This window comes from Mycobacterium sp., assembly GCF_035499775.1.
Taxonomy (GTDB): domain Bacteria; phylum Actinomycetota; class Actinomycetes; order Mycobacteriales; family Mycobacteriaceae; genus Mycobacterium.
In genome coordinates this window covers 1-10,141 of the sequence record NZ_DATJYB010000394.1, presented here as the reverse complement: position 1 = coordinate 10,141, position 10,141 = coordinate 1, and the positions used below count along the sequence as shown (strand labels likewise).

Sequence of the window (10,141 nt, the reverse complement as noted above, 5' to 3'; positions counted from 1 at the left end):
GTGATGGCGGCGAACACCCCGATGCTGCTGAAGGCCGGGCTGGTCGAGGGCAATACCGAGGCCGGGGTGCTGGCGTCCGGTCAGGTCGCCGGCATCATCGAGGATCTGCCGTCGTGCGCCGAGCTGATCGAGTCGATCGTGCAGGACGCGATCACCCACCTGCAGGCCGCGTCTTTGCTGGTGGAGTAGTTGACGGGTGTCGACTACGCTCTTTCAGCTATGTCGACCATCGAGGTAGACCAGGCCGCTCCCGCGCATCACGCTTTGCCGGATCCCGGCGAGGCGGTTCCCAAACTGGCCCTGCCCACCGTCGGGATCTTCCTCGCCGCGTTGACCGCTTTCGTCGTGTCGACGGTCGGTTATGTCAATGGCTGGATGCTGTTTTGGGTGACGATCCCGGTCAACGCGACGGTGACCTTCGTGATGTTCACCGTCGTGCACGACGCCTCGCATTACTCGATCAGCTCGACGCGCTGGGTGAATGGGCTGATGGGGCGGCTGGCCTGGCTCTTCGTCGGGCCGGTGGTCGCGTTCCCGTCGTTCGGCTACATCCACATCCAGCATCACCGGCACTCCTACGACGACGACGAAGATCCCGACACGTTCGCCTCGCACGGCAAGTGGTGGATGCTCCCGTTGCGCTGGTCGATGGTCGAGTACTTCTACCTCAGGTACTACCTCCCGCGCGCCCGCAGCCGGCCGGTCGCCGAGGTCGCCGAGACGCTGGTGATGTTGACGCTCAGCGTCACCGGCCTGATCGTCGCTGTCGTCACCGGAAACTTCTGGACGCTGGCGGCCGTGTTCCTGATCCCGCAACGCATCGGGCTCACGATCCTGGCCTGGTGGTTCGACTGGCTGCCCCACCACGGGCTGCGGGACACCCAGCGCACCAACCGTTATCGCGCCACCCGCAACCGGGTCGGCGCAGAGTGGCTGTTCACGCCGGTGCTGCTGTCGCAGAACTACCACCTGGTGCACCACCTGCATCCGTCGGTGCCCTTCTATCGCTACCTGCGGACCTGGCACCGCAACGAAGAGGCGTACCTGGAGCGCAACGCCGCGATCTCCACAGTCTTTGGGCAGCAACTGAATCCGGACGAGTTCCGGGAGTGGAAGGAGCTGAACGGCAGGCTCTCAAAGCTGCTTCCGGTGCGGATGCCGGCCCGCTCGAGTTCGCCGCACGCGGTGCCGCACCGCATCCCGGTCGCGTCGGTGGATCCCATCACCGCCGACAGCACGCTGGTGACGTTCGCGGTGCCCGAGGCTTTGCAGGACGCGTTCCGGTTCGAGCCCGGCCAGCACGTCACGGTGCGCACCGACCTGGGCGGCGAAGGCATTCGGCGCAACTACTCGATCTGCGCCCCGGCCACCCGCGCACAGTTGCGGATCGCCGTCAAACACATTCCGGGCGGGGCGTTTTCGACATTCGTGACCAATGACCTCAAGGCCGGCGACGTGCTGGAGCTGATGACCCCGACCGGCCGGTTCGGCACCCCGCTGCACCCACTGAACCGCAAGCACTACGTGGGCGTGGTGGCCGGCAGCGGGATCACCCCGGTGCTGTCCATCCTCGCCACGACGCTGGAGATCGAAACCGAGAGCCGATTCACCCTGATCTACGGCAACCGCACCAAGGAGTCGACAATGTTCCGGGCCGAGCTGGATCGGCTCGAGTCGCGCTACGCCGACCGCCTGGAGATCCTGCACGTGCTGTCCAGCGAGCAGCTGCACACCCCGGAGCTGCGCGGCCGGATCGATCGGGCGAAACTGAATCTCTGGCTGACCGGCAGCCTGCAGCCGAACAGCGTCGACGAGTGGTTCATCTGCGGCCCAATGGAAATGAGTACCACGGTGCGCGACATGCTGCTCGAGCATTGCGTGGACTCCGAGCGCATTCATCTCGAGCTGTTCCACGGCTACGAGACCCGCCCCGCGACCGAGCGCAGCTACGAGGCCGCGACCGTGACCTTCACGCTGGGCGGAGAACAGGACACCTTCGACCTGGTCCCCGGCGACTCGATCCTGGAGGGCGCGCTGCAGCGTCGTAGCGACGCGCCGTACGCCTGCATGGGCGGAGCGTGCGGCACCTGCCGCGCGAAGCTGGTCGACGGCAACGTCGAAATGGATCACAACTTCGCGCTCGGGCGGGCCGAGCTGGACGCCGGCTACATCTTGACCTGCCAGTCACACCCGACGACGCCGTTCGTGGCCGTCGACTACGACGCCTGAAGACCGAGCATGGCAGGGCCGCCGGCCGAGCTGCGCCGGATCTCGCTGCTGGAGCTGATGCCCAGCGATGTCCGCCGACTGGTGGAGGCGTCGTTGACGCCGGTGGAATTCGGTTTCGGAGAAGTGATCGTCGCCGAAGGCGACGAGGCCGACGCGTTGTTCGTGATCCAGTCGGGTACCGCGCGGGTGATCAAAACGGGTGATCACGGCGAGGAGGTGCCGCTCAACGTTCTGCACTCCGGAGACGTCTTCGGTGAACGCGCGTTGCTGGAGCCCGAGCGGCGACGCACGGCCACGGTGCGCGCGTCCAGCCCGGTGGAGGCGCTGCGTCTGGAGCGCGCGGTGTTCGACGCGCTGGTCCGCAGCGAGCCGGGCGTCAGGCATTACGTCGACCTGTACGTCCGGCGCCACGAGCTACGCGATTTCCTGCGCCAATACCCGGCCTTCGCCGATCTGCCCCCCAAGGGTGTACTGCTGTTGCTGGACGGGCTCACCGCCGAGTCGGTCAGTGCCGGCGAGCTGGTGATTCGCCAGGGCGAGCCGGCCGGCCCGCTGTATGTCGTCCGGCAGGGCCGGCTGCGCGCGTATGTCGACAGCGACGGCTCCCGCGAACAGCGGCAGTATCTGCGCCGCGGCGACTTCTTCGGCGAGGTGTCGCTGTTGCGCGGTACCGATCGCACGGCCACGGTCGAGGCGGTCAGCGATTGCGAATTGTGGGCGTTGCCGCCGAAACTGTTCGCCCGGCTGATCGCCGAGCACCCGAAGTTCGCCGAACGCGTCGAGCAGCGCGTGTCCTCGTTCGACTACCGCCGCATCGCGCACGTCCCGCTCGACTTCGCCGAGGAGCTGCTGCCGGCGGACGCGCCGGGACAGGAAGTTCTGGGCTCCGAGCAGGCCCCCGCGGCGGACAGCCCGTACCCGCGACCAAAGCCGCAGGCCGCCATAGAAATCGAGGAATTCGACGGATTCGCCCGGCCGCCCAAGCGCATCCGCAAGTTTCCGGTGCTGCTGCAGGTCGACGCGGCGGATGCCGGCGCCGCTGCACTGGGCATGATGTGCCGTTATCACGGTCGCAAGGTGTCATCCACGCGGGTGCGCGACGCTGTCCAGACCGCTGCGGACGGGACCAGCCTGCTGGGTATCGGCCGCGGTGCCGAGTCACTCGGGTTCCGCGCGCGCACCGCGAAGGTGTCCAAGAGCCAGCTGGACACGATGCCGCTGCCGGCGATCTTGAACTGGCCGAACAACCACTGGCTCGTTGTCTACGACATCGGTGACCAGCACGCATGGGTTGCCGATCCCGCGAAAGGGTGCCGGCGCCTGACGCGATCCGACTTCGAGTCGAAATGGTCGGGTTATGCCGCCTTCCTGGCCCCTACCGAGGCGTTAGGGGAAGTCCCCGAACAACAGTCGCGGTTCGGCTGGTTGTTCGGCTTCTTCAAGCCGCACCGGCACCTACTCCTGATGGGGGTGGTGCTGTCCTTCCTGTCCGCGGGCGGCTCGATGCTGATTCCGGTGCTGAGCAAGTTCGTGGTCGACCGGGTGATCCGCGAACACGACGTGCGGCTGCTCACAGTGCTGGTGCTGGTCATGCTCGGCGCGCTCGCGCTGTCCGTGCTGGTGACGGTCGTCCAACGGATCATGCTCAGCCGCGTCGCCGTGCACATCGACCGGGACAGCCTGGACTCGCTGTCTGCGGCGCTGCTCTCGCTGCCGATGAGCTACTTTCACGCGCGCCGCATCGGCGACATCGCCCGCCGGCTGGGCGGCATGCAGATCGTGCGTGAGCTCGCGATAAATCGCGGAGTCCAGTGCCTGACCGCCGCCGCGCAGGTGGTCGTCGCCCTGGCGATCATGTTCGTCTTCAGTTGGCGACTCGCGCTCATCTATCTGGTGACCGCACTGCCGCTGTACTGGGCATTGATGCGCTACAGCCAGACCCGGTTGCGGCCGACCTACGAGGGGCTCGAAGAGTGCTGGGGCAAATACCAGTCCCGGCAAATCGACTCCATCCGGGGCATCGAGACCGTGAAGGCGATGGGTGCGGAAAAGTCGCTGCGCCGGATCCTGCTCGACCAGTTCGACGATCTGTCCGGCAAGGTCTACAAGGCGGATCGCACCGCAATGCTCTACAACGGTGCGGTCCAACTGGTTTCCTTCTTGTCACTGGCCCTCTTTTTGTGGCTCGGCGCGCTGCAAGTGGTGCACAACCAGATGACGATCGGGGAACTCATCTCCTTCAACGCCCTGGTGCTGCTCAGCAACCAGCCGATCATGAACCTGGTCATGACATGGGACGTGGTGCAGCGGTCGGTCGTCTTGCTGGATCGGCTCAACGACATCCTCGAGCAACAGCCGGAGCGGGGTGCGGACCACTCGGAACCGACGCCGGTGAAAACCCTCTCCGGCCATGTTCACTTCAGGCGCTTGACTTTTCGGTATCCCGGTCCGGCGCAGGCCCCCGTTCTGGACGAGATCGACATCGAAGTCCAGCCGGGTACCCGGGTGGCCATCGTCGGTCGGAGCGGCTCCGGCAAGACCACGCTGATCAAGTGCCTGTGCGGACTGCTCGAGCCGACCGGCGGCAACGTCCTCTACGACAGCATGGAGCTGACCAGCCTCGACCTGCGCCAGCTACGACGCCAGATCGGCTTCGTGCTGCAAGACAATCACATGTTCGACGCGACGATCGCGGAGAACATCGCGTTCGGTACGGAGCATCCCGACCCGGAGCAGGTGATGTGGGCGGCACGGGTGGCCAACGCCGCGGTGTTCATCGAGCGCCTCCCGCTGGGTTACGAAACCCGCATCGGCGAATCGGGCCTGCTGCTGTCCGGCGGCCAGCGCCAGCGCATCGCGATCGCCCGCGCCGTCGGCCACCGTCCGCCCGTGCTGGTCTTCGACGAAGCCACCAGCGCGCTCGACACCGAGTCGGAGCGGGCGGTGAAAGAAAATCTCGACCAGCTGTTGCAGGGTCGCACCTCGTTCGTGATTGCGCATCGGCTCAGCACCGTGCGCGACGCCGACGTCATCATGGTGCTTGAGAAAGGTCGACTGGCCGAAGTCGGGACGCACGACGAGCTGATGGCGCGCGAAGGTCTGTACTACTACCTGTGCAGCCAGCAACTCACTATGTGAGCTACCCGAGTGCGACTAACTTGGTCAACGTGGATACCGAATCGGAGGACGTGCAGCTGGCCCATCTGGTCATGCACGCCGACAGCGGCGACAGCATCGTGCCCATCTTCGATCAACTCTTCGTCGGCCGCGAGTGCGCGGGGATCAGCAAACATCGCCGACTGGTGATCCGCGATCCCGGTATCTCGCGGACCCACCTTGAAATCCGTTTGGACGCCGCCACCGACCAGGCATTCATCATCGACACCAGCACCAACGGGACGTCGGTGAACGGCGCGCGGCTAGAGCGCGCCGTCCCGGTCCCCATCAAGCCCGAAGACGAGATCCAGATCGGCGACGTCGAACTCACCTTTCGATCGGACCGGTTCAACGCGGGCCAGAAGAGCAAGGGCACCCTCAACCGCACCGTGGCCCGAATCACCGAAGCGGCCATGGTGATGGTGGTCGGGGACATCACCAACTACTCGACGATCTCCGAAGTCACCGACAACAAGGTGATCGCTACCAGCCTGAACCACCTCTGGGGCGACCTCCGCAGGGTGTTGCGCGACCATCGCGGCACGCTCAACCACTACGCCGGCGACGCGATATACGCGGTCTGGGAACTGGACAGACTGCCTGGCGCTAACGAGCTCGCGATCGACTTCGCCCTCGCCGCGAACAAGAAAGTCGAGGAAATCGCGCCCTCGCTGGCATTGCGTGACCCGCACGGCTCGCCGATCACCATGGGCTGGGGGGTGGTGCAGGGTACCGCAGCGATCACGGCGATGACGAGGACGGTCGAGGCCGTGATCGGCGACGCGACCAACGTGGCGTTCCGGTTGTCCGGCATCGCTGGACGAGCCGGGCACGCGGCCGTGATGGTCACCGAGTCCGTGCACAACGCCGTTGCGGCGCAATATGTTTGGGGCGAGGCCGAGCAAGTCGCGATCAAGGGCCGAAAGGTCAAGGAGACCGTGTATCCGGTCGTGCGCCGGCTGTCTGAGGACGGTGAGCCGACAGCTCCTTGGCGGGTCGCCAAAACTTAAAGCCTCAGGGGCAACGATTCACAGCCGCTCGATGATTGTGACGTTGGCGGTGCCGCCGCCCTCGCACATGGTCTGCAGCCCGTACCGGCCGCCGGTGCGCTCCAGCTCGTTGAGCATGGTGGTGAACAGTTTGGCCCCGGTGGCGCCCAGCGGATGACCGAGAGCGATCGCCCCGCCGTTGGGGTTCACCTTCTCCGGGTCAGCCTTGATCTCCTTGAGCCAGGCCAAAACTACCGGGGCGAACGCCTCGTTGATCTCGACGGTGTCGATGTCGCCGATCGAGAGGCCTGCCTTCTCCAGCGCGTAGCGGGTGGCGGGGATGGGCCCGGTCAGCATGAACACCGGGTCCGCGCCGCGGGTGCTGATGTGGTGGATGCGGGCGCGCGGGGTCAGCCCGTGGTCTTTGACGGCCTGCTCGGAAGCAAGCAGCACCGCGCTGGCGCCGTCGGAAATCTGGCTGGCCATCGCGGCCGTCAGCCGGCCCCCCTCGACCAGCGGCTTGAGGCCGGCCATCTTCTCCAGCGACGACTCGCGTGGGCCCTCGTCTACCCGGAACGGGCCGGATTCGGTTTCGACAGTGAGGATTTCGTTGTCGAAGTGGCCGCCGCGGATCGCCGCGAAGGCGCGCTCGTGGCTGGTCAGCGCGAAGCGCTCCATCTCCTCACGCGAGATGTTCCACTTCTCGGCGATCAGCTCCGAGCCGCGGAACTGTGAGATCTCCTGATCGCCGTAGCGGTGCAGCCACTGCTTGGACTCGTTGGTCGGCGAGGTGAATCCGAACTGCTCGGCGACGGTCATCGCCGACGAGATCGGGATCTGGCTCATGTTCTGCACGCCGCCGGCCACGATGACGTCGGCCGTACCGGACATGATCGCTTGTGCGCCAAAGGAAATCGCCTGCTGGCTGGAGCCGCACTGCCGGTCCACGGTGACACCGGGAACCTCTTCGGGATAGCCCGCCGCCAGCCACGACAGTCGGGCGATGTTGCCGGCCTGCCCCCCGATGGCATCGACGCAACCGGCGATCACATCGTCGACGGCGGCGGGGTCGACGTCGGCCCGATCGAGCAGGCCGCGCCAGGCCAGCGCCCCCAGGTCCACGGGATGTATCCCGGCCAGTGCGCCGCCGCGCTTGCCAACCGCGGTACGTACAGCTTCGATGACGTACGCCTCTGTCATTGGTGTCGCTCCTCCTCATCGCCTCGCTCTGCATCGTCGCCGACACGGAACATGTTTCAGACTCCTTCTTTGGTGATACCGCCCAGCACGATGGCGAGATATTGCCGACCCACCTGCTCCGCGGTGAGCGGCCCGCCCGGTTGATACCAGCGCACCGACACCCAGGTGGTGTCACGGATGAAACGGTAGACCAGGTCGACGTCGAGGTCGGGGCGGAAATAACCCTCGTCGACGCCTTGACTGAGGACCTCGACCCACATCTTGCGCTGCTCACGGTTCATGTCCTCGATGTAGGCGAACCGGGGCTGTGACAACAGCCGCTGAGCCTCGTCCTGATAGATGACGACCTGCGCATGCCGATGCTCGATCGCCTCGAACGACGCCATGAACAGCCCCTTGAGCCGCGCCAGCGGGTTGGACTCGGTGTCCATGATTTCGCGGTAGCGGGCGAACAGCCAGTCGAGGAAGCTACGCAACAGCTCGTCGACCATCTCCTCCTTGGAGGAGAAGTGGTGATACAGACTGCCGGACAGGATGCCGGCACCGTCGGCGATGTCGCGCACGGTGGTGGCGCGCAATCCGCGCTCGGCGAACATCGTCGCGGCGAGTTCCAGCAATTCGTCGCGTCGGCTGTTCGCCTGACCGGTCACTCGGTCCATCCGACCAGAGTATCAACCAAGCGCTTGCTTGGCGAGCTGGGGTTCCGCGCCGGGCGCAATGTCGGGCTTCTTCAACGAGGCGGGCGGCGGCAGCAGCGCGAATGGCAGCATTACCGGCTTCCTCAATACCGGCATCCCCACCCAACCGGACGCGTTCCCCGGCGTCAGCGGCGTGGTATCGGGGGCGCTGAACACCGGCACGTTTGTGTCCGGCTTCATCGGCCTCGGCGTTGCGATCGGCGCCCGGCTGCCCTGATCGCGTCGCTCGTCCGCCGGCTTCCGCCGCGAACGTGCGCAAATGTACACAGAGTCGCCGCCGGTACGGCTGGCATCTTGTGCACGCTCGCCGGTTGGGTGCCAGGAGCCGATCAGCTCACGGGTGCTGGCTGGACACCGAGATCACTTCGCCAGTGAGGTAACTCGAGTAGTCGCTGGCCAGAAAGGCGATAGTGGCGGCCACTTCCCAGGGTTCGGCGGCCCGGCCGAACGCTTCGCGGGCCGACAGCCGATCGAGCAGGTCGGCCGACGTGGTCTTGTCCAGGAACTTGTGCCGCGCGATGCTCGGCGACACCGCATTGATCCGTACCCCGTACTCGGCGGCTTCGATTGCGCTGCAACGGGTTAACGCCATCACCCCGGCCTTGGCGGCCGCGTAGTGGGCCTGCGAGTGCTGGGCCCGCCAGCCCAGCACGCTGGCGTTGTTGACGATCACCCCGCCGTGCGGAGCATCGCGGAAGTACCGCAGCGCCGCCCGGGTGGCCCGGAACACCGACGTCAGGGTCACATCCAGGACGCGGTCCCACTCGTCGTCGGTCATGTCGGCCACCGGCGTCTGCCCGCCCAGGCCGGCGTTGTTGACCAGCACGTCGATGCGTCCCATCCGCGCGGTGGTCGAATCGATCAGCGCGTCGACCTGGGCGGTGGACGTGACGTCGCACACCACGCTCTCGACCCGGCCCAGCCCCAGGCCGGCCAGTTCGGCGGCGGTCTCGCCCAGCCGTCGTTCGTGGTGGTCGGAGACCACCACATCGGCGCCCTCGGCCAGCGCGCGGCGCGCCGTCGCCGAACCGATGCCGGTGCCCGCGGCGGCGGTCACCACGACCACCTTGCCGTCCAGAAGTCCGTGTCCGGCAATTTCTTTCGGTGTCTCGGACAGGCTCATCCCTTCGCCTCTCGGGGTAGGCCGAGGACCCGCTCGGCGATGATGTTGCGCTGAATCTCGTTGGACCCGCCGTAGATGGTGTCGGCGCGGGTGAACAGATACAGCCGCTGCCATTCGTCGAATTCGCCGTCGGCCATGGTCATGCCGGGCTTGCCGATCACGTCCATCGCCAGCTCGCCCAGGCTGCGATGCCAGTTGGCCCACAACAACTTCGACACGTTGTCCTGGCCGGGCTGCTCAACATCCATGGTGGCCAGGGCATAGCTGCGCATGGCCTGCAGCCCGGTCCACGCCCGCGTCAGCCGCTCCCGAATCAGCGGGTCGTCGGCGGCGCCGTTGCGCTGCGCGAGGCGCGCCAGGTTGGACAGCTCACGGGCGAAGAGGATCTGCTGACCCAGCGTCGAGACGCCGCGCTCGAAGGTCAGCGTTCCCATCGCGACCCGCCACCCGTCGCCCGGCTGGCCGACCACCAGATCGGCGTCGGTGCGGGCGTCGTCGAAGAACACCTCGTTGAACTCCGCGGTGCCGGTGATCTGAACGATCGGGCGGACCTGCACCCCCGGCTGGTCCAGCGGCACCAGCAGATACGACAACCCGGCGTGCCGCTTGGAGCCCTTCTCGGTCCGCGCGACCACGAAGCACCACTGCGACAGGTGGGCCAGCGACGTCCACACCTTCTGGCCGTTGATCACCCATTGGTCGCCGTCAAGCTCGGCCGCGGTCGAGACGTTGGCCAGGTCGCTGCC

Annotated in this window: 8 protein-coding genes and 1 pseudogene; 5 read left to right on the top strand and 4 right to left on the bottom strand. The window is 66.3% G+C overall.

Annotation, left to right across the window (positions count from 1 at the left end; genetic code table 11):
• From VML93_RS24550 to VML93_RS24535, 4 genes are all read left to right on the top strand, one after another.
• Positions 1-189 (top strand): nitronate monooxygenase (locus VML93_RS24550; protein ID WP_325614877.1); only part of this gene is annotated, 189 nt, incomplete at its 5' end.
• A 30-nt stretch (positions 190-219) separates the two neighbouring features.
• A complete protein-coding gene (locus VML93_RS24545) occupies positions 220-2,229 on the top strand; it encodes a fatty acid desaturase (protein WP_325614876.1) in 2,010 nt (669 codons plus the stop codon).
• A 9-nt stretch (positions 2,230-2,238) separates the two neighbouring features.
• Entirely contained in the window at positions 2,239-5,367 is a 3,129-nt protein-coding gene (locus tag VML93_RS24540; protein ID WP_325614875.1) for a peptidase domain-containing ABC transporter, read from the top strand.
• A gap of 29 nt (positions 5,368-5,396) precedes the next feature.
• On the top strand, positions 5,397-6,395 hold the full coding sequence (locus tag VML93_RS24535) for an adenylate/guanylate cyclase domain-containing protein (protein ID WP_325614874.1): 999 nt from the start codon (positions 5,397-5,399) through the stop codon (positions 6,393-6,395).
• An 18-nt stretch (positions 6,396-6,413) separates the two neighbouring features.
• Here the strand turns inward: VML93_RS24535 and fadA6 are convergent, their stop codons facing one another.
• Complete coding sequence (gene fadA6, locus VML93_RS24530) at positions 6,414-7,574, bottom strand: steroid 3-ketoacyl-CoA thiolase FadA6 (RefSeq protein WP_325614873.1); 1,161 nt, start codon at positions 7,572-7,574, stop codon at positions 6,414-6,416.
• Between the two features lie 56 nt (positions 7,575-7,630).
• Positions 7,631-8,233: a TetR family transcriptional regulator KstR2 gene (kstR2, locus tag VML93_RS24525; protein WP_325614872.1), complete on the bottom strand. Its 603-nt coding sequence runs from the start codon at positions 8,231-8,233 to the stop codon at positions 7,631-7,633.
• A 58-nt stretch (positions 8,234-8,291) separates the two neighbouring features.
• On the opposite strand from kstR2, the gene VML93_RS24520 reads away from it, so the two are divergent.
• Positions 8,292-8,489, top strand: a complete 198-nt coding sequence (locus VML93_RS24520; protein ID WP_325614871.1) for a hypothetical protein — start codon at positions 8,292-8,294, stop codon at positions 8,487-8,489.
• A 117-nt stretch (positions 8,490-8,606) separates the two neighbouring features.
• On the opposite strand, the gene ipdF is transcribed toward VML93_RS24520, so the two are convergent.
• Positions 8,607-9,395: a (5R,7aS)-5-hydroxy-7a-methyl-1-oxo-2,3,5,6,7,7a-hexahydro-1H-indene-carboxyl-CoA reductase gene (gene ipdF, locus VML93_RS24515; RefSeq protein WP_325614870.1), complete on the bottom strand. Its 789-nt coding sequence runs from the start codon at positions 9,393-9,395 to the stop codon at positions 8,607-8,609.
• Positions 9,392-10,141 (bottom strand): annotated as a pseudogene (gene ipdE1 / locus VML93_RS24510) (acyl-CoA dehydrogenase IpdE1); the annotation flags it as partial. The pseudogene ipdE1 and the gene ipdF, both read right to left, overlap by 4 nt.

Coding starts and splice junctions, on each gene's coding strand:
- VML93_RS24545 (WP_325614876.1), top strand. CDS start 220: ATGTCGACCATCGAGGTAGACCAGGCCGCTCCCGCGCATCACGCTTTG.
- fadA6 (WP_325614873.1), bottom strand. CDS start 7,574: ATGACAGAGGCGTACGTCATCGAAGCTGTACGTACCGCGGTTGGCAAG.
- VML93_RS24540 (WP_325614875.1), top strand. CDS start 2,239: ATGGCAGGGCCGCCGGCCGAGCTGCGCCGGATCTCGCTGCTGGAGCTG.
- VML93_RS24520 (WP_325614871.1), top strand. CDS start 8,292: ATGTCGGGCTTCTTCAACGAGGCGGGCGGCGGCAGCAGCGCGAATGGC.
- ipdF (WP_325614870.1), bottom strand. CDS start 9,395: ATGAGCCTGTCCGAGACACCGAAAGAAATTGCCGGACACGGACTTCTG.
- kstR2 (WP_325614872.1), bottom strand. CDS start 8,233: ATGGACCGAGTGACCGGTCAGGCGAACAGCCGACGCGACGAATTGCTG.